Source organism: Saccharopolyspora sp. CA-218241 (assembly GCF_050954615.1).
Classification (GTDB): domain Bacteria; phylum Actinomycetota; class Actinomycetes; order Mycobacteriales; family Pseudonocardiaceae; genus Saccharopolyspora; species Saccharopolyspora cebuensis.
Map to the genome: position 1 here is coordinate 1,863,300 of NZ_CP191860.1, position 18,652 is coordinate 1,881,951.

15 protein-coding genes are annotated in these 18,652 nt (G+C 72.5%); 5 read left to right on the plus strand and 10 right to left on the minus strand.

From position 1 onward, the window contains the following. Window positions 1-61: 61 nt before the first annotated feature. Together polA and ACQP0T_RS09130 are read left to right on the plus strand one after the other, a co-directional pair. Entirely contained in the window at window positions 62-2,755 is a 2,694-nt protein-coding gene (polA, locus tag ACQP0T_RS09125) for a DNA polymerase I (RefSeq protein WP_433872198.1), read from the plus strand. Between the two features lie 192 nt (window positions 2,756-2,947). Continuing rightward, on the plus strand, window positions 2,948-3,346 hold the full coding sequence (locus ACQP0T_RS09130) for a VOC family protein (protein WP_433872199.1): 399 nt from the start codon (window positions 2,948-2,950) through the stop codon (window positions 3,344-3,346). A 42-nt stretch (window positions 3,347-3,388) separates the two neighbouring features. On the opposite strand, the gene ACQP0T_RS09135 is transcribed toward ACQP0T_RS09130, so the two are convergent. From ACQP0T_RS09135 to ACQP0T_RS09150, 4 genes are read right to left on the minus strand one after another with little or no spacing between them, the layout of a single operon-like run. Then, window positions 3,389-5,452: a YhgE/Pip family protein gene (locus ACQP0T_RS09135; RefSeq protein ID WP_433872200.1), complete on the minus strand. Its 2,064-nt coding sequence runs from the start codon at window positions 5,450-5,452 to the stop codon at window positions 3,389-3,391. Next, window positions 5,449-6,096 (minus strand): hypothetical protein, encoded by a 648-nt coding sequence (locus ACQP0T_RS09140; protein ID WP_433872201.1) that lies wholly within the window; start codon window positions 6,094-6,096, stop codon window positions 5,449-5,451. The genes ACQP0T_RS09135 and ACQP0T_RS09140 overlap by 4 nt, the downstream gene beginning before the upstream one ends. A 37-nt stretch (window positions 6,097-6,133) precedes the next feature. After that, on the minus strand, window positions 6,134-7,063 hold the full coding sequence (locus ACQP0T_RS09145) for an N-acetyltransferase family protein (RefSeq protein WP_433872202.1): 930 nt from the start codon (window positions 7,061-7,063) through the stop codon (window positions 6,134-6,136). Between the two features lie 27 nt (window positions 7,064-7,090). Continuing rightward, window positions 7,091-7,960, minus strand: a complete 870-nt coding sequence (locus ACQP0T_RS09150; protein ID WP_433872204.1) for a class I SAM-dependent methyltransferase — start codon at window positions 7,958-7,960, stop codon at window positions 7,091-7,093. 290 nt (window positions 7,961-8,250) lie between these two features. Between ACQP0T_RS09150 and rpsA the strand changes: the two genes are divergently transcribed. Continuing rightward, complete coding sequence (rpsA, locus tag ACQP0T_RS09155) at window positions 8,251-9,759, plus strand: 30S ribosomal protein S1 (RefSeq protein ID WP_345367937.1); 1,509 nt, start codon at window positions 8,251-8,253, stop codon at window positions 9,757-9,759. A 112-nt stretch (window positions 9,760-9,871) separates the two neighbouring features. Continuing rightward, window positions 9,872-11,050 carry a dephospho-CoA kinase gene (coaE, locus tag ACQP0T_RS09160; protein WP_433872206.1) on the plus strand — a complete coding sequence of 393 codons (1,179 nt, stop codon included), beginning with the start codon at window positions 9,872-9,874 and terminating at the stop codon, window positions 11,048-11,050. Between the two features lie 19 nt (window positions 11,051-11,069). On the opposite strand, the gene ACQP0T_RS09165 is transcribed toward coaE, so the two are convergent. The 4 genes from ACQP0T_RS09165 to ACQP0T_RS09180 form a co-directional block, all read right to left on the minus strand. Further along, the gene (locus tag ACQP0T_RS09165) at window positions 11,070-11,204 is read right to left on the minus strand and encodes a hypothetical protein (RefSeq protein ID WP_433872207.1); all 135 of its coding nucleotides are present in this window, start codon (window positions 11,202-11,204) and stop codon (window positions 11,070-11,072) included. 522 nt (window positions 11,205-11,726) lie between these two features. Beyond that, window positions 11,727-12,200 carry a hypothetical protein gene (locus tag ACQP0T_RS09170; RefSeq protein ID WP_369774585.1) on the minus strand — a complete coding sequence of 158 codons (474 nt, stop codon included), beginning with the start codon at window positions 12,198-12,200 and terminating at the stop codon, window positions 11,727-11,729. Window positions 12,201-12,430: 230 nt separating this feature from the next. Then, entirely contained in the window at window positions 12,431-12,943 is a 513-nt protein-coding gene (locus ACQP0T_RS09175) for a hypothetical protein (protein ID WP_433872208.1), read from the minus strand. Window positions 12,944-13,030: 87 nt separating this feature from the next. Beyond that, on the minus strand, window positions 13,031-13,594 hold the full coding sequence (locus ACQP0T_RS09180) for a DUF402 domain-containing protein (RefSeq protein ID WP_433872209.1): 564 nt from the start codon (window positions 13,592-13,594) through the stop codon (window positions 13,031-13,033). A gap of 180 nt (window positions 13,595-13,774) precedes the next feature. Here ACQP0T_RS09180 and uvrB point away from each other — a divergent pair, with 180 nt between their 5' ends. After that, window positions 13,775-15,931, plus strand: coding sequence for an excinuclease ABC subunit UvrB (gene uvrB / locus ACQP0T_RS09185; RefSeq protein ID WP_345367942.1), 2,157 nt, complete (start codon window positions 13,775-13,777; stop codon window positions 15,929-15,931). A 12-nt stretch (window positions 15,932-15,943) separates the two neighbouring features. Here the strand turns inward: uvrB and ACQP0T_RS09190 are convergent, their stop codons facing one another. Then, on the minus strand, window positions 15,944-16,846 hold the full coding sequence (locus ACQP0T_RS09190; RefSeq protein ID WP_433872211.1) for an ABC transporter permease: 903 nt from the start codon (window positions 16,844-16,846) through the stop codon (window positions 15,944-15,946). Beyond that, window positions 16,843-18,645 carry an ATP-binding cassette domain-containing protein gene (locus ACQP0T_RS09195; protein WP_433873645.1) on the minus strand — a complete coding sequence of 601 codons (1,803 nt, stop codon included), beginning with the start codon at window positions 18,643-18,645 and terminating at the stop codon, window positions 16,843-16,845. Before ACQP0T_RS09195 ends, ACQP0T_RS09190 begins: the two co-directional genes overlap by 4 nt. Window positions 18,646-18,652: the final 7 nt, after the last annotated feature.

The window sequence follows — 18,652 nt, forward strand, 5'->3', positions numbered from 1 at the left end:
CCGCCTCGGCCTCCTTCGCCTCGCTGAACCGCTGTCGTGGTCGGAGCCTAGACTCCGGGCCGTGACGCACTCCGAGGACCGACGCCTGCTGCTCATCGACGGCCACTCGATGGCCTACCGCGCCTTCTACGCCCTGCCGAAGGAGAACTTCCAGACCGGCACCGGGCAGCACACCAACGCGGTCTACGGCTTCACCTCGATGCTGATCAACCTGCTCCGCGACGAGCAGCCCACCCACCTCGCGGTCGCCTTCGACGTCTCGCGCAAGACCTTCCGCGCCGAGACCTTCGCCGACTACAAGGCCAACCGCGGCGCCACCCCGGACGAGTTCCGCGGGCAGGTGAGCCTGATCCAGGACGTCCTCGGCGCGTTGAACATCCCGGTGCTGAGCAAGGAGGGCTTCGAGGCCGACGACGTCATCGCGACGCTGACCACCCAGGCCACCGGCTCGGACTTCACCGTCGCCATCTGCACCGGCGACCGGGACGCCCTGCAGCTCGTCACCGACGCCGTCACGGTGCTCTACCCGACCAAGGGGGTCTCGGAGCTGACCCGCTTCACCCCGGAGGCGGTGCACGACAAGTACGGGTTGAGCCCCGAGCAGTACCCGGACTTCGCCGCGCTGCGCGGCGACCCCTCGGACAACCTGCCCAAGATCCCGGGCGTGGGGGAGAAGACCGTCACCAAGTGGATCCAGCAGTTCGGCTCGCTGGCCGGGCTGGTCGACCGGGCGGACGAGGTCAAGGGCAAGGCCGGTGACGCCCTGCGCGAACACCTCTCCTCGGTGATGATGAACCGCCAGCTCACCGAACTGGTCAAGGACGTCCCGCTGGAGCTCGCCCCGGAGGGGCTGGAGCTGCGCCAGTGGGACCGCGACGCGGTGCACCGGCTGTTCGACGACCTGGAGTTCCGGGTGCTGCGCGATCGGCTGTTCGCGACGCTGTCCAGCGCCGAGCCGGAGGTCGAGGAAGGCTTCGCGATCACCGGCGGCACGCTCGAACCGGGTGCGCTGGCGGCGTGGCTGGACGCGCACGCCCGGACCGGGCAGCGGGTCGGTCTCGCCTTCGCCGGGCAGTGGGCGCGCGGCCACGGCGACCTGACCGGCATCGCGCTGGCCACCGCCGACGGTCACGGCGCCCACGTCGACGTCACCGCGCTGACCCCGGAGGACGAGGCGGCGCTGGCGGGCTGGCTGGCCGACCCGGCGCTGCCCAAGGCCGGGCACGACGTGAAGGGACCGCTGCACGCCCTCGCCGACCGGGGCTGGTCGGTGGCCGGGCTGACCAGCGACACGGCGCTGGCCGCCTACCTGGTGCGCCCGGGCCAGCGCTCGTTCGACCTGCCCGACCTGGTGGTGCGCTACCTGCAACGGGAGCTGCGCGCCGAGCAGGGCGCCGACGACGGTCAGCTCTCGCTGCTGGAGGACGAGTCCGAGGCCAAGGAGCGGGCCGCGGCGGTCGACCTGGTGCGGGCCCGCGCGGTCGCCGAGCTCGCCGCCGCCCTCGACGAGGAACTGGACCGGATCGACAGCCGGAGCCTGCTCACCGACCTGGAGCTGCCGCTGCTGGCGGTGCTGGGCGAGCTGGAGGCGGCGGGCATCGCGGTGGACGCCGACGGCCTCGAGGAGCTCGGCGAGCGCTTCGCCGTCCGGGTGCGACAAGCCGCGCAGGAGGCGTACGGGGTGATCGGCAAGGAGATCAACCTCGGTTCGCCGAAGCAGCTGCAGGTGGTGCTGTTCGACGACCTGGAGATGCCCAAGACCAAGCGCACCAAGACCGGGTACACCACCGACGCCGAGGCGCTGCAGACCCTGTTCGAGAAGACCGAGCACCCGTTCCTGCAGCACCTGCTGGAGCACCGCGACGCGACCCGGCTCAAGACCACGGTGGAGGGTCTGGTGAAGTCCATCTCGGACGACGGCCGGATCCACACCACGCTGAACCAGACGATCGCGGCGACCGGCCGGCTGTCCTCGACGGACCCGAACCTGCAGAACATCCCGATCCGCACCGAGGAAGGCAGGCGGATCCGCGAGGTCTTCGTGGTCGGTGGCGGTTTCGCGGAGCTGATGACCGCCGACTACAGCCAGATCGAGATGCGGATCATGGCGCACCTGTCCGGTGACGAAGGGCTGATCGAGGCCTTCCGGACCGGGGAGGACCTGCACACCTTCGTGGCGGCGCGGGCGTTCTCGGTGCCGATCGCCGAGGTGGACCAGGAACTGCGCCGCCGGGTCAAGGCGATGTCCTACGGCCTGGCCTACGGCCTGTCGGCCTACGGTCTCGCGCAGCAGCTCCGGATCGGTGCCGAGGAGGCGCGCGACCAGATGGAGGCGTACTTCGCCCGGTTCGGGCGGGTCCGCGACTACCTGCACGAGGTGGTGGACCAGGCCCGCAAGGACGGCTACACCTCGACGATCCTCGGCCGCCGCCGCTACCTGCCCGACCTGGTCAGCGACAACCGGCAGCGCCGGGAGATGGCCGAGCGGATGGCGCTCAACGCGCCGATCCAGGGCAGCGCGGCCGACATCATCAAGGTGGCGATGCTGGGCGTGCACCGGGCGCTCACCGACGGCGGGCTGCGGTCGCGCATGTTGCTGCAGGTGCACGACGAGCTGATCATCGAAGTGGCCGACGGCGAGCGCGAGGAGGTCGAGAAGCTGGTGCGCGAGCAGATGGGCTCGGCGTTCCGGTTGGACATTCCGCTGGAGGTCTCCGTCGGCGTCGGCCGGTCCTGGGATTCCGCCGCGCACTGACGGGTTTCGGGACAGTTACGAAACGTGCCTTCCCCGGCGGGGACCGGGGCGGATGCGGTGGAGTGTGCGCCATCCCCGGACGGCCCGGATGGCGCTGCGGCGCCGTGCTCCGGATAGCCTGCCAGGGCCGCCACTGGCTGTGGACGGGCAGCTCGACGTGCGGGCGCCGTTCGCGAAGAACCGAGGAGGAGCATGATCAGCATCGACAGAGTGGACCACTTGGTCCTCACCGTCGCCGATGTCGATCGGGCAATGGAGTTCTACGAGCAAGTCCTCGGCATGACGCCGGTGATCTTCCCCGACGACCGGCGGGCGGTCAGCTTCGGCCAGCAGACGATCAAGCTGCACGCGGCCAGCGAGCTGGTGGCGCCGACGGCGATGCACCCGGTGCCGGGCTCGGCGAACCTGTGCTTCATCACCGAGGGCGTGCTCAGCGACGTGCAGGAGCACCTGCGCGCCCACGACGTGCGGATCGAGGAGGGCCCGGTCAGCCGCACCGGCTCCACCGGCCCGATCACCTCGCTGTACTTCCGCGACCCGGACGGCAACCTGATCGAGATCGGGCGCTACGACGAGCCCGTCGGGGAGTGAGCGGGCGGCGGTCCGGCCCGCGGGTCCGGACCGCCGCGCCGGTCACAGCGCCAGTTCGGGGCGCAGGCGCGCCGGGGTCCACACCCGCTGCCGCCAGGCCGCGACGGTGCTCAGCACCAGTCCGGCCGCGAAGTAGCTCAGCAGCACCCCGACGGCGACAACCGATCCGGTGGCCGGCCCGCCGTAGATCAGGTGCCGCAGGCCGTCGACCACGTAGCTCAGCGGCAGCACCTGGTGCAGCGGGTGCAGCGGCTCCGGGATGGTCTGCCACGGGAACGTGCCGCCCGCGGTGACCAGCTGCAGGATCAGCACCACGAGCGCGATGAACTTGCCCTTCGGCCCGAAGGCCGCGTTCAGCGCGTGCACCACCGCGGTGAAGGCGAACGAGGTCAGCACCAGGAAACCCAGCGTCGCCCACGGCCGCGCGGGCTGGATGCCGACCCCGTGCACCACGACCACGTGCAGCAGCACGGCTTGGGCGAGGCCGAGCACGCCCGCGGGCAGCCACCCGCCGAGCGCCACCCGCCACGGCGCCACCCCGGCGGCCAGGGCCCGGGTCGACAGCGGGCGCATCAGCAGGAACAGGACGAACCCGCCGACCCACAGCGCGAGCCCGAGGAAGAACGGGGCCAGCCCGGCGCCGTAGGTGCCTGCCTCGACCTGCGCGTCGGTGTCGATCGCCACCGGGTCGCCGATGGTGTCCGCGGTGGCCCGGCGGGTCGGGTCGTCGGGGTTCGGGATGTCGCCCGCGCCCCGGCCGAGTTCGGTGGCGAGGGTACCCGCGCCGTCGGCGAGGTCGCGCGAGCCGTCCGCCAGCGCCGCGGTGCCGTCGTCGAGCCGCGCGGCGCCGTCGGCGAGCTCGCGGGTGCCCGCCAGGGCCTGCTGCTGGCCGTCGGCGAGTTCCCCGGCGCCCGCGTCGAGTTCGCCGCTGCCGCGTTCGAGCTCGCCCGCACCGGCGGTCAGCTGGTCCACCGCTCCGGCGAGCCGGGGCGTGGCCTCGGCCAGGGCGCGGTTGCCCTCGGCGACCCGCTGCGCGCCGTCGGCCAACGTCCGGAGCTGCCCGACCTGGGACTGCACCCGGTCGTTGGCATCGGTCAAGGGGCTGCCGAGCCGGTCGAGCCGTTCGGTGATCCCGCCGACCACCTCCTCGCCGACCCCGGCCTGCCGGAGCTGCCCGGCGATCCGCTCGGTGGTGGCGTCCAGGTCGTCGACGAGGTCCTGGGACGCCCCGCTGAGCACCTCCGCCCGGTCGGCCAGCCGGTCGTTGCCCGCGGCGACCTGCTCGGCGCCGTCGGCCAGCGCCGCGGTCCGCTCGGGCAGCGGGGCGGTGGCGTCCTGGAGCTGCCGGAGGCCGCCGTGCAGGGCGGTGCCGCCGTCGGCGAGCTCCCCGGTGCCCTCGGCGAGGCGGTCCGCCCCGGCGGCGAGCCGGGTCTGCCCCTCCAGCAGCGTCCCGGCCCCGCCGGCGAGTTCCCCGGCGCCCCGTCCGGCCTCGTCGAGCCCGTCGTGCAGCCGGGTCGCGCCGTCGGCGAGCCGACCGGCTCCGTCGGCGGCCTCGACGGTCTTGTCGTGCACGGTGCTGAAGCCGAGCAGGAACCGCTCGGCGGCCTCGCTGCCCGCGTCGGCCGCGACGCCGGTGCGCACCTCGGCGGCGACCGTCTCGGCGATGGTGCCCACCAGGTAGTTGTTGGTGTCGTTGGTGATCAGCCGCAGCCGGGCCTGCTTCGGCTCGAAGTCGCCGGGGGACAGCAGCGCGGCGGAGAAGTCCGGCGGCACCACCAGCGCGAAGGTGTACTCGCCGGTGGCGACCCCGCGTTCGGCCTCGGCCTCGCCGGTGCGGTGCCAGTCGAACGACCCGGAGTCGACCAGCTCGTCGTGGACGTCCTGCCCGGCGTGCAGCCGGGAGCCGTCCTCGCGCTGGGCGCCCCGGTCGGCGATCACCACGGCCGCGGGGACCGAGTCGAGTCGGCCGTAGGGATCGGAGTTGGCGTAGAGGTACATCGCGCCGTAGAGCAGCGGCACCAGGGTGACGGCCACCAGCGCGAGCCTCGGCAGCTTGCCCGAGGTCAGCCTGCGCAGTTCGGTGATGGCGAGGCGGACGCTGGTCATCGCGCACCTCCGGTAGCGGGGTCGTGGTCGTGGTCCGCGCCGATCCGGGCCGCGGGCACGCCCAGCGCACGAGCGGAGTGCGGGGCGCACAGGACGGCCACCGCGAGACCGTTCGCGGCCCGCTGCCGGGCCGGCGAGTACCAGTCGAGGGGATGGCCGCCGTGGCGGTCCGGGGCGTCCAGCACCAGCGCGCGCACCCGGGGGTCGGCGCAGGCCAGGTCGAGCAGCAGCCGGATCCGCAGGTGCGGTGGGAGGCGTTCGAAGCGGTCGTCGGCGTGGTGGGCCACGCCGCTGTCGTCGAGGTGGCGGCGGACCCGGCGCCGCCCGGAGCGGCGTCCGGCGAGGCTGAGGCCTTCGGCCACGGCGGTGCGCACCGGGACCGAGTCGTCGGGCGCGGTGATGTCGGGCGAATCGACCAGCGCGGTCCGCCTGCGCAGGCCTCGCGGGTCCAGCGCGCCGTCGTGCCGCACGCTGCCTCGGTCGGGACGCAGCCGTCCGGTCAGCGCCAGGCCCAGCGCGGTGGGGCCGGGACCGGGCGGGCCGGTGATCAGCAGCAGCGCGCCGGCGCGCAGCCGCAGCGAGGTGGGGGCGAGCACCGGGCCGTGCGCTCCGGTTGCCTCGACCTCCGAGGCGACGATCTCCACTGGACTCCTCGACTCCCGCGGCCGGGGTCGCGGAGCGTCAGCGCAGCGCGGTGGCCGGCCGCAATTCCCACATCGTCCACAGCGGTCGGTACCCCTGGCGGGGCCAGAACACCGAGGACAGCGGGTTCGGCGGGTTGTAGAACAGGAAGCTGCCGACGGCCCCGGCGCGGGCGAACTCCGCGTGCACCACGGCCATCAACTGCCTGCCGACGCCGGAGCCCCGGGCCCGCTCGTGCACCGACAGGCAGTTCACGTAGCCCCAGGACCCCGGCCGCAGCCGGTCTCCGGTGGGATGCCTGGTGGTGTCGATCAGGCCGCACTCGGCGACCGCGATCGGCGTGCCCGCGCGCTCGGCCAGCCAGACCGGGTCGGCCGAGCGCAGCCGGAGCCGCGCGGTGGTCCGCTTGAGTTCCGGTGCGTCGGGGCGGCGCACCGACGCACCCACCAGGGCGGCGTAGTCGAGCTCGGCGAGCGCCAGTTCGACCACGGCGTCCAGGTCGGCCGGTCCGGCGCGACGCACCTTTACGGTACCAGACAGTTCCGTATCTTCGGCGGGTGCGGGTGACCGCACCGCGAGGCAGGACAGCGGGACGAACCCGTGGTCCAGCAGCGCCCGGGTGGCGCGGACGTCCCGGCTCGGCCAGGTCACCACGCAGGACGAGTCCGCCGGTGGTGCCGCCTCCTCGCCGAGCCGGTCCCGCCACGCCGCCAGCAGCGCATCCATCCCGCCCGGCGGGTGCGCTCCGATCAGCGGGTACAGCTCGTGGACCGTCGCGGCCTGCCAGAGCCGTTGCGCCGAACCCGGGCGGTTCTCGACGACCCGCGCGACCCCGGCGACCGCCTCGCCCCCGGGCGCGTCAGCCAGCACCGGATCGCCCGCGGGCAGCCGGTAGTCCGGCGGGAGCTGCGGGTCCAGCTCGGCGAACCGGGCGCGCTGCCGGTCCATCAGGTCCTGCGCGGTGGGCACCACGGCTCCTCGGTCCGTCGAGCGGGGTCAGTCGAGCAGGCAGCAGAAGATCGCCGTCCCGGGGAACAGTCTGCCGCGCAGCGGGCTCCACTGGCCCCAGACCCGGGTGTGCCCGGCCGGCCACTCCGGCTCGACGAGGTCGACCAGCCGCAGCCCGGCGGCCGCGAGCTGGCGGACGAAGTCGCCGAGGGTCCGGTGGTGCTCCACGTAGGTCGCCCGGCCCAGCTCGTCGACCTCCAGGTACGGCGTCCGGTCGAAGTAGGGCTGGGTCGCGGTCAGCCCGGCCGGGCCCGGGTCGTCCGGGAAGATCCACCGCATCGGGTGGGTCACCGAGAACACCCAGCGCCCACCGGGCCGCAGCACCCGCGCCACCTCGCGGAACACCGCGCCGGCATCGGCGACGAAGGGCACCCCGCCGAACGCCGAGCACGCGAGGTCGAAGGAGCCGTCGGCGAAGGGCAGGCAGTCCGCGCTGGCCTGCACCAGCGGGACGGCGGTGCCGCTGCGCCGCGCACCGTCGGCGGCGTGCCGCAGCATCCCCGCGGAGATGTCCAGCGCCACCGGCCGCGCGCCCTGGTCGGCCAGCCAGCGCGCGCAGGACGCCGCGCCGCAGCCCACCTCCAGCACCCGGCGGCCCGCGACCTCGCCGAGCAGTCCGGCCTCGGCCTCGCGGAGGCCCTCGGGGCACCAGACGAAGTCGTCGGTGCCGAGGAAGTCGCCGTGCTCGGCCTGGTACTCGTCGGCGTCGGCGTCCCACCAGCGCCTGCTGGCGATGCGCGATTCGACGGGTCCGGAAGTGCGCTTCGTCACACCTACCGTGCCGAGGAGCCGTTCGGCGGGGCTAGGCTGGTGTTCGGCCGGCGTCTCGTCGTCTTCCGGACTGCTGGGTCGCACCAAGGAGTTCTCCCGGCCGCTCGTGGGTACCGCTTCGACGTGGGGCATTCTCGCCGTTCGGGGAGCGCCCCGATCGGGCAGGGACGGCATTTGCCCAGCGATCGAGAAAGCGCGTACGATACCGGCCGCACCGTAGGTCTTTCATGTCCGTCCGCCCACCCGGGCGAATCGCCCGGGCGAGTCCGCCGGGCAGCGGATTCGGCGCCCTCCCCGGGGCCGAACCGGCGGGGGATCGGGTGCAGCCACAACGTAGATCCAACGACCAAACTATCCGTACCGGAGCAACCCACCTGATGTCCACCGACACCACCACCGTCCCGACTGCAGCCGCCACGAAGCCGCAGGTCGCAGTGAACGACGTCGGGACGGAGGAGGACTTCCTCGCCGCCGTCGACCAGACCATCAAATACTTCAACGATGGGGACATCGTTGAGGGCACCATCGTCAAGGTCGATCGCGACGAGGTGCTGCTCGACATCGGTTACAAGACCGAGGGCGTCATCCCTTCCCGCGAGCTGTCGATCAAGCACGACGTCGACCCGGCCGAGGTCGTCACCGTCGGTGACTTCGTCGAGGCCCTGGTCCTCCAGAAGGAGGACAAGGAAGGCCGCCTGATCCTGTCCAAGAAGCGCGCCCAGTACGAGCGCGCCTGGGGCACCATCGAGGAGCTCAAGGAGAAGGACGAGCCCGTCAAGGGCACCGTCATCGAGGTCGTCAAGGGCGGTCTCATCCTCGACATCGGGCTGCGGGGCTTCCTGCCCGCCTCCCTGGTCGAGATGCGCCGGGTGCGCGACCTGCAGCCCTACGTCGGCCGCGAGCTCGAAGCCAAGATCATCGAGCTGGACAAGAACCGCAACAACGTGGTCCTGTCCCGCCGCGCCTGGCTGGAGCAGACGCAGTCCGAGGTCCGCAGCGAGTTCCTCAACCAGCTCCAGAAGGGGCAGGTCCGCAAGGGCGTCGTGTCCTCCATCGTCAACTTCGGTGCGTTCGTGGACCTCGGTGGGGTCGACGGCCTGGTGCACGTCTCGGAGCTGTCCTGGAAGCACATCGACCACCCGAGCGAGGTCGTCGAGGTCGGCCAGGAGGTCACCGTCGAGGTCCTCGACGTGGACATGGACCGCGAGCGCGTCTCGCTGTCGCTCAAGGCGACCCAGGAAGACCCGTGGCGCCAGTTCGCCCGGACCCACGCGATCGGCCAGATCGTGCCGGGCAAGGTCACCAAGCTGGTTCCGTTCGGTGCGTTCGTCCGCGTCGACGAGGGCATCGAGGGCCTGGTGCACATCTCCGAGCTGGCCGAGCGCCACGTGGAGATCCCGGAGCAGGTCGTCCAGGTGGGTGACGAGGTGATGATCAAGGTCATCGACATCGACCTCGAGCGTCGCCGCATCTCGCTGTCGCTGAAGCAGGCCAACGAGGGCTTCACCTCGGACTCGGAGTTCGACCCCACCCAGTACGGGATGGCCGCCGAGTACGACAACGAGGGCAACTACATCTACCCCGAGGGCTTCGACCCGGAGACCCAGGAGTGGCAGGAGGGCTACGAGGCCCAGCGCGAGGAGTGGGAGCGCCAGTACGGCGAAGCCCACTCGCGCTACGAGAAGCACATGGCTCAGGTCGCCAAGGCGGCCCAGGCCGACGCCGAGGCCGCTGCGGCCGCGGCGACCGGCGGCGGTGCTGCCGAGGAGCAGCAGAGCACCGGTGGCGGCAACTACTCGTCCTCCTCCGAGGAGCAGGACGCCGGTTCGCTGGCCAGCGATGCGCAGCTCGCCGCGCTGCGGGAGAAGCTCTCCGGCGGTGCGTGAGCACCAGGCCTGATGGCTCGCTGACGACGGCCCCGCACTTCACCGAGGTGCGGGGCCGTCGTCGTGCGCCCGCGCGTTCCCCGCGGGCGTGGCGGCTGGCAGGATGAGCCGCGTGTTGCGCGTGGGCCTCAGCGGAGGCATCGGATCAGGGAAGTCCACCGTCGCCCGGCGCCTCGTCGAGCGCGGTGCGGTGCTCGTCGACGCCGACCAGCTCGCCCGCGAGGTGGTGCGGCCCGGGACCGACGGGCTCGCCGCGCTGGTCGAGCGGTTCGGCGCCGGGATCCTGGACGCCGAAGGTGCGCTGGACCGCGCAGCGCTGGCGGCCCGGGCGTTCGCCGACGACGGGGCCCGCGCCGACCTCAACGCCATCACCCACCCCAGGATCGGGGCGCTGACCGCTCAGCGGATGGCCGAGGCCCCGGCGGACGCGATCGTCGTGCACGACATCCCGCTGCTGGTGGAAGCCGGTTACGCCGCGAACTACCACCTGGTCGTCATCGTCGACGCGCCCGTCCCGGCGCGGTTGCGGCGGCTCGCCGACCGCGGCGTGGCCGAGCAGGACGCGCTCGCCCGGATCCGCGCCCAGGCCACCGACAAGCAGCGGGCCGAGGCTGCCGACGTCCTGCTGGACAACAGCGGTCCGCTCGACGAGCTCACCGCGCGGGTCGACGCGCTGTGGGACGAACGGCTGGTTCCCTTCGAACGCAACGTGCGGGCACGGCGGTGCTCCGCGAAGCGCCCGCTTCGGCTGGCGCCGTCGGACCCGAGCTGGCCGCGGCAGGCCAGGCGGTTGATCGCCCGGCTGCGGCAGGCGGCGGGTGACCGCGCGGTGCGCCTCGACCACATCGGCTCGACCGCGGTACCGGGCCTTCCGGCGGAGGACGTCATCGACCTCCAGCTCGCGGTGCGGTCGACGGCCGATGCCGAAGCCTTGGTGGAGCCGTTGGCCGAGGCGGGGTTCCCGGCGGCGTTCCCGGGTGCGGTGACCGACTCGCACCCGTTCGCCCCCGACCCGGCCGACCACCTGCACGTGGCGGCCGACCCGGGCCGCTGCGCCCACCTGCACGTCCGGGTGGACGGTTCGCCGGGCTGGTGGGACGCGCTCCTGTTCCCCGCTTGGCTGCGCGCCGACGACGAGGCCCGTGCCGAGTACGCGGCGGTGAAGGCGGAACTGGTCGATCGGCAGGCGACCGATCCCGACCACGGCGGTGCTGCGGTGGCGGAGGAGTGGTTCGCCACCGCGCTGCCGCGCGCCCGCGCATGGGCGGAGCGCACCGGCTGGACGCCGTGAGGGTCAGCCGCCCGAGGTGTCAGTGCTCGTCGGGATCGTCGATGATGAGGCGGCCGCCGCCGCACGCGGTCAACTGCAAGTCCGCGCGGTCGACGGCGTCCTGCTGGCTGCCCGCGACGTGCGCGGTGTGCTGGCCTTCGGTATTGGTGATCATCCAGCCGCTGAACAGGCCGGGGGAGACGCGTCGGATGTGCAGGGAGAACTCCTCCGTTGAGGTGGGGAAGGCGTGGATCAGAGGCGAGGTCCGCGCAGGAATCGGTCTCGGGCCGAGGCCATCGCGGCGGATTCGGTCCGCAGCGCGCGGAACCACGTCGCCAACCGGTGTCCGTTCGTGGCCGAGAGGTGGTGCGTCGAGGGAAACCCCGTCGAGGGAAACTGCTCAGTGCCTTGAGCGAGCACGAAGCTCCTGTCCGTTGGTGAAGGAGGACCCGCGGTAGCGCGACGAAGCGCGGAGGGAGCCGCGGGGCTGAGGCATGGAGAACGCCCGCCCCGCCGCCGTGGTCATCGACGAGCAGCGTGGGAGCAACCAACGCGGCGCCACGAGGGGCCATGCCAGCTGTTGCTCAACCAGCCAACATCGACTGTACGGGGTTCACCTCGCCGTGTCGACCAGGTGGCCGTGCGCACCGGGAACGAGTCGGCGGCTCCGGTGTGATCCTTCCGCGGGGTCGGCGGATCACCACATGTCGAAGATGCCGCGGTGCGCGAGCCACTGGTTGATGTCGCGGTGCAGGCTGATCTCCTCCAGCGTGCGGTGCACCGTGCGCAGCGCGAAATCGGCTTCGCTGAGCCGGATCAGCCCGCTGGAGACCGCGGCGGCGAACTCCTCGTACTGGGCGATGCGGGCGGGGGCCCGGTCGTCGATCTCCAAGCCGAGCAGCAGGTCCGTGCTCATCCAGGAACGGGTGTCGTGCTCGATCCGGGTGGCGGTGAGACGCGTCGGGCCCGGCCGCGAGTGCCTGCGCCGGGGGCGGAGCTTGGTCAGCCGCAGGCCGAGGTCGGGCAGCAGCCAGGTCACCTCGGAGGCGGCGTCCTCGGTGTCGGCGGTCGGCCCCCGCAAGGCCAGTCCCCACCGCTCGACGTGGCACGCGTCGAGCTGGTGGACAGCGCCGGAGGGATGCCTGCGCTGCGAACTGAAGACGTCGATCACTTCAGCCAATTGAGTGGAGTACGCCGCGCTCACGGCGCAGACAGTAACGTGAAATGCCGCTTCGGCAGAATCCTCGGCACCTGCTTTTCACATAACTTTTTGACCACGTTGGGCCGTCTGAGTGAATGAAACCCGCAGGTCACGAGCTTGTCTACTCGCGTCATCCGGAATTCGCCACCGCGTCATCCCTACGCTTCCATAACGAATGCGGCGGCTCGCCGATCGGGTGATCAACCGCCGCAGGGCAGGGCGAAGGCCATGCCGTAGACGTGGCCGGACTCCGGCGGGGACAGGCCGCGGTCGGCACCGAGCTCGTCGATCCGCCCGGGATCGCCGCCGGTGCCGCGCAGCGCGCAGCCGAACTCCCGCAACTCGGCGTCCGAGCCCCGCACGCCGTAGCTGCGCGCCTGGTCGAAGTACGCCTGCTCGGTGAACTCGTGCGGCGGGTTCTCGGCGTAGTGGGACGCGGCCTGGCTGAACACCACCGCGTACAGGATGCAGATCAGCAGCCCGACGAGCGAGGTGGCCAGGCCCGCGATCGGCAGGCCCTTGTCCGCCCGGCCCTTGAGCGCCCGGTTCAGCCCGAGCCCGCCGAAGATCAGCCCGAGGATCACCAGCGGCCAGGCGATGACGCCGATGATCGGGATGAACGAGAACAGCAGGCCGACCACGCCGAGGACCAGCGCGGTGATGCCGAAACCGTTCCGGCGCTCCTGCCCCGGTGGCGGTGGTGGGGTGGACATGGTTCGGCCCTCCTCTCCGCGTGCCGCGCGTCAGACGCTCCCCGCGGTGGGTGCGGCCGGGAAGGGGCGGAAGTCCCGGTCCGCGGCTCAGCCGAGGTCGGCGGGCGGTCCCTGCCAGGTGAGTTCGACGCCGCGCGCGGCCAGCCAGTCCGCGAAGCGGTAACCGCGGGCGGCGAGCCCTTCGACGGCGGCGCAGGCGGTGCGCATCGCGCGGGCCGCGGTGGCCTCGTCGAGCAGTCCGGCGCCGACCGCGGTGACGAACTCGTCGACGTCGAGCAGGTCGGCGCGGCGCCCGTCGAGGACCTCGACGTCCAGGTACAGGTCGCGCGACGACCAGCGCTCGGGGCCGGTGTCGACGTCGACCACGTCGAGGTAGAAGTCCAGCTCCCGCTCCTTGCCGGGGTGGTGGTACCAGCGCGTGACGCGCAGGCCGGCCTCGGGCAGCAACCAGGATTCCAGCGCGGCCAGGTCGGGGTGGCCGGGCATCCGCCGGGCGAGGTAGAGCCCGGTGCCGGTCAGCCGGTAGCGGTCCACCGCGCGGACGTGCTGCTTCGGGTCGGTGTTGGTGCCCGCGACGAGGTCGAACACCTCCACCTTCGGCGGGTGGACGGGCAGGCCGAGCCGGTCGGCGATGTCGCGCTGCGTGCTCATCGCGCCACTCTAAGGGCGGCGGCGCACCCCGGGGGCATCCGGATCGGGGTGGCGGCCGCCACCCGCGCCCCCGGCCGCGGGCGGGCGGGGTGTGATTCCCGCCATCCGGCAGCGGGACGCGGAGCCCGGCGGCGGGCCGAGGGCGGCGCGCTGTCGGTGCGGGCTCGTACGCTGGTGGGCGTGGCATTCGCGACTGAGCACCCCGTGCTGGCCCGCTCCGAGTTCCGCCCGGTCAGCGACATCCCGCGCGCCGGCGGCGAGTTCCGCATGGTCAGCGACTACTCGCCGGCCGGCGACCAGCCGCAGGCGATCGAGGAGCTGGAGCGGCGGATCAACGCGGGTGAGAAGGACGTCGTGCTGCTCGGCGCCACCGGTACCGGCAAGTCGGCGAGCACCGCGTGGCTGATCGAGCGCGTGCAGCGGCCCACCCTCGTGCTGGAACCGAACAAGACGCTCGCCGCCCAGATGGCCAACGAGCTGCGCGGGTTCTTCCCGGAGAACGCGGTCGAGTACTTCGTCAGCTACTACGACTACTACCAGCCCGAGGCCTACGTCCCGCAGACCGACACCTACATCGAGAAGGACTCCTCGATCAACGAGGACGTCGAGCGGCTGCGCCACTCCGCGACGTCGAACCTGCTCAGCCGCCGGGACTGCGTGGTGGTGTCGTCGGTGTCGTGCATCTACGGCCTGGGCACCCCGCAGTCGTACCTGGACCGCTCGATCCAGCTCGAGGTCGGCGGCGAGATCGACCGCGACGTGTTCCTGCGGGCGCTGGTCGACGTCCAGTACTCCCGCAACGACATCTCCTTCGCCCGCGGCACCTTCCGGGTCCGGGGTGACACCGTGGAGATCATCCCGGCGTACGAGGAGCTCGCCGTGCGGGTGGAGTTCTTCGGCGACGAGATCGACCGCCTCCACTACCTGCACCCGCTCACCGGTGAGATCGTCCGGGAGGTCTCGGACCTGCGGATCTTCCCGGCCACGCACTACGTCGCGGGCCCGGAGCGGATGGAGAAGGCGATCCGCGCGATCGAGGGCGAGCTGGAGGAGCGGCTCGGCGAGCTGGAGAAGCAGAACCGCCTGCTGGAGGCGCAGCGGTTGCGGATGCGCACCCAGTACGACGTCGAGATGATGCGCCAGGTCGGGTTCTGCTCGGGCATCGAGAACTACTCGCGGCACATCGACGACCGCGCGGCCGGGTCGGCACCGGCCACGTTGCTGGACTACTTCCCGGACGACTTCCTGCTGATCATCGACGAGTCGCACGTGACGGTCCCGCAGATCGGCGGCATGTTCGAGGGCGACGCCTCGCGCAAGCGCACGCTGGTCGACCACGGGTTCCGGCTGCCCAGCGCGATGGACAACCGCCCGCTGACCTTCGAGGAGTTCAGCGACCGGATCGGGCAGAGCGTCTACCTGTCGGCGACGCCCGGACCGTACGAGATCGGCCAGGCCGGCGGGGAGTTCGTCGAGCAGGTCATCCGGCCGACCGGCCTGGTCGACCCGGAGGTGGTCGTCAAGCCCACCGAGGGGCAGATCGACGACCTGGTGCACGAGGTGCGCCAGCGCGCCGAGCGCGACGAGCGGGTGCTGGTCACCACGCTGACCAAGAAGATGGCCGAGGACCTCACCGACTACCTGCTCGAACTGGGCATCCGGGTGCGCTACCTGCACTCGGAGGTGGACACCCTGCGCCGGGTCGAGCTGCTGCGCCAGCTCCGGCTCGGCGAGTACGACGTGCTCGTCGGGATCAACCTGCTGCGCGAGGGACTCGACCTGCCCGAGGTGTCGCTGGTGTCGATCCTCGACGCCGACAAGGAGGGCTTCCTGCGGTCGGGCACCAGCCTGGTGCAGACCATCGGCCGCGCGGCGCGCAACGTTTCCGGCCAGGTCCACATGTACGCCGACCGGGTCACCGACTCGATGCAGTACGCCATCGACGAGACCAACCGGCGCCGGGACAAGCAGATCGCCTACAACACCGAGCACGGCATCGACCCGCAGCCGCTGCGCAAGAAGATCGCCGACATCCTCGACCGGGTCTACGCCGAGTCCGAGGACACCGAGGAATCGGTGGCCGTGGGCGGTTCCGGGCGCAACACCTCGCGCGGCAAGAAGCCCAGCGGCGAAGCCGTGGCCGGGTCCGGCCTGCTGGAGGACCGGGACATCAAGTCGATGCCGCGCGCGGAACTGGCCGACCTGGTGCAGCAGCTCGACGAGCAGATGATGAGCGCGGCCCGCGAGTTGCAGTTCGAGCTGGCCGCCCGGCTGCGCGACGAGATCCAGGACCTCAAGCGCGAGATCCGCGGCATGGACGCGGCCGGGATCGAGTGATCCCGGCCCGCGCTAGCTGATGATGTCCTTGCGGTGGAACCGCCGCGCCGCCAGCACGAGGAACGCGGCGGCGTAGACCAGCGCGGCGAAGGCGCCCCAGGTCATCGCCGACCAGTCCGGGTCCTCGGCGAGCACGTCGGAGTAGGCCCGGGCGTAGTGCGTGGGCAGGTAGGCGCGCGCGTCGCCGAGCGCGGGGATCTGGTCGAGGATCTGGGACAGGATCGACACCAGCACCGCGCCGCCGACCGCGCCGAGCGGTGCGTCGGTGCTGGCGCTGAGCCACAGGGCGAGCCCGGCGATCCAGGTCAGGTGCACCGCCAGGTACCCGGTGGCGATGCCCAGCGCCGCCAGCCCGGTGGGGAAGGGCAGCGCTTCGCCGGTCGGGGTCACCAGGTCGCCCGCGCCGTACCACAGCACCCCGGCCAGCAGCGCGGTCCCGGTCAGCAGCACGAGCCCGACCAGGGACAGCAGCGCCGCCACCACCGCCTTCTGCCGGAGCACCCGACCGCGCGGGACGGGCGCGGCCAGCAGGTACTTCAGGCTCGACCACGACGCCTCGCTGGCCACCGAGTCGCCGAAGAACAGCGCCACCACCACGGCCAGCAGGAACCCGGTCGAGGCGTACAGGGTGAACACGGCGAAGTTGAGCCCGCTGCCGGTCGCCATCTCGGCCAGCGTCGGCCCGCGCCCGCCGGAGTCCTGCTCGCCGATCTCGAACGCGGCCAGCAGGAGCACCGGCAGCAGCACCAGGAACGCCAGCGCCAGCCGGGTCCGCCGCCTGCTGAGCTGGCGGGCCAGTTCGACCCGCAGCGGCAGGGTGTGCTGCGGCCGGTAGCCGACGACGCTGCCGTCGGGCTGCACCGGCTGGGTGTGCGGGGAGGGGACCAGCGCGGTCCCCTCGGAACGCTCGCTCACCGGGTCTCCTCACCGACCAGTTGCAGGAAGGCGTCCTCCAGGCGGCGCCGGGGTCCGGCCTGGTGGACCTCGACGCCCGCGGCGACCAGCAGGTTCACCGCCACCGGGATCGGGTTGCCGCCCAGGTCGACGTGCACCGCGTCGCCCTCGGTGGTGACCTCGCCGATGCCCTCCACGCCTTGCAGGGCGATCTCGGCCACCTCCGGATCGTCCACCCGGAAGGTCGCTTCGCCGCCGGCCGCCATGATCTCCTCCACCGCGCCGCTGGCGACGACCTCCCCGTCGCGCACCACGACGACGTGGGAGCAGGTCTGCTCCACCTCGGCGAGCAGGTGGCTGGAGATCAGCACGGTGCGGCCGGTGGCGGCGTAGCGGCGCAGGATCTCGCGCATCCGGTGGATCTGCGGCGGGTCCAGGCCGTTGGTCGGTTCGTCGAGCACCAGCAGGTCCGGCATGCCGAGCATCGCCTGGGCGATCGCCAGCCGCTGCCGCATCCCCTGGCTGTAGCCGCGCACCCGGCGTTGCGCGGCGTCACCGAGCCCGGCGATCCGCAGCACCTCGTCGAACCGCGCCTGCAGCACCGGTCTGCCGGTCGAGGCCCAGTGCGCGCGCAGGTTGTCGATGCCGGACAGGTGCGGCAGGAACCCGGGGGACTCCACCAGCGAGCCGATCCGGGACAGCACCGGTGCGCCGGGTACGACGCGGTGCCCGAACACCCGGATCTGCCCGGCGGTGGGGCGCAGCAGGCCGAGCAGCATCCGCAGGGTGGTCGTCTTGCCCGCCCCGTTGGGGCCGAGCAGTCCGACGATCCGGCCGCGCTCGGCGCGCATCGACAGGTCCCGCACCGCGGCGGGCTTGTCGGGGTAGGACTTCGCCAGGTCGCTGATCACCAGCGGGGTGTCCTGCAGGAGCGGGTCGACGTCGTGGCCGCTGCGCCGCCGGATCAGGTTGACCACCCACGCCGACAGGGCGATCAGCGCCAACGCGCCGATGCCGATCAGGGGTGCGGCGGGTACCGGGGCGGCGCTGGAGGTGGTGCCGCGCACCGACGGCACGGACAGCTCCTGCGCGCCGGCCAGGCCGATCCGGTGCACCGCGGGTTCCTTCGGCACCGCGTACGCCTGGTCCGTCGTGGCGACGGCCAGTTCCAGGCGATGACCGCTCTCCAGCGGGTGCACCACGCCGGGCAGCGCCGCGGACACCTCGACGGGCGTCCCGTCCGGCGGCAATCCGGTGACCCGCAGCGGCGAGACGGCGTTGCCGATCAGGGTCCGGCCGCCGTCGGGGGCGACGTCGTAGAGCTTGGTGAACAGCACCGCCTCACCGGTGCTGGGCTGACCGGGCACGGAGGCGACCGACAGCCGGGCGCGCGGCACCCCCGAGACCATGAGCTGCTCGGACACCGGCTCGGTGCGGAACACCGCGACCTGCCGCGGTAAGTCCCGGGCCAGCCGTTGACCGAGGCTGCCCGCGGCGTCCTGCACCGCCCCGGCCCCGGCAGCGAACTGGTCGCGGCCGGGCTCCCGCCGGGCGGGTTGATCACCGGGGCGGGTCTGCCGTGCAGCTGCAGCCCGAAGCGCGGGGCGCGTCCGCCGTCGAGCCCCGGGTAGTCCTCGGCGACCACGGTGCGCACGGGGACCTCGCCGTCGCGCTGGGGCCTTCCGGCGACGTCGTACTCGAAGCCGGTGCCGGGGTCGGGAACCGGGGGCACGCCGCCGAGGTGGTGGGCGAACCAGTCGGCCACCTGGTGGCGCTGCCGGGGCCCGGGCGGGGCGCCGTCGTGGCCGCCCGCGTACCAGACGACCT

Bases quoted from the DNA above. Each gene is read 5' to 3' on its own strand.
- ACQP0T_RS09130 (WP_433872199.1), top strand. From the start codon at position 2,948: ATGATCAGCATCGACAGAGTGGACCACTTGGTCCTCACCGTCGCCGAT.
- ACQP0T_RS09135 (WP_433872200.1), bottom strand. From the start codon at position 5,452: ATGACCAGCGTCCGCCTCGCCATCACCGAACTGCGCAGGCTGACCTCG.
- rpsA (WP_345367937.1), top strand. From the start codon at position 8,251: ATGTCCACCGACACCACCACCGTCCCGACTGCAGCCGCCACGAAGCCG.
- ACQP0T_RS09165 (WP_433872207.1), bottom strand. From the start codon at position 11,204: ATGATCACCAATACCGAAGGCCAGCACACCGCGCACGTCGCGGGCAGC.
- ACQP0T_RS09175 (WP_433872208.1), bottom strand. From the start codon at position 12,943: ATGTCCACCCCACCACCGCCACCGGGGCAGGAGCGCCGGAACGGTTTC.
- ACQP0T_RS09180 (WP_433872209.1), bottom strand. From the start codon at position 13,594: ATGAGCACGCAGCGCGACATCGCCGACCGGCTCGGCCTGCCCGTCCAC.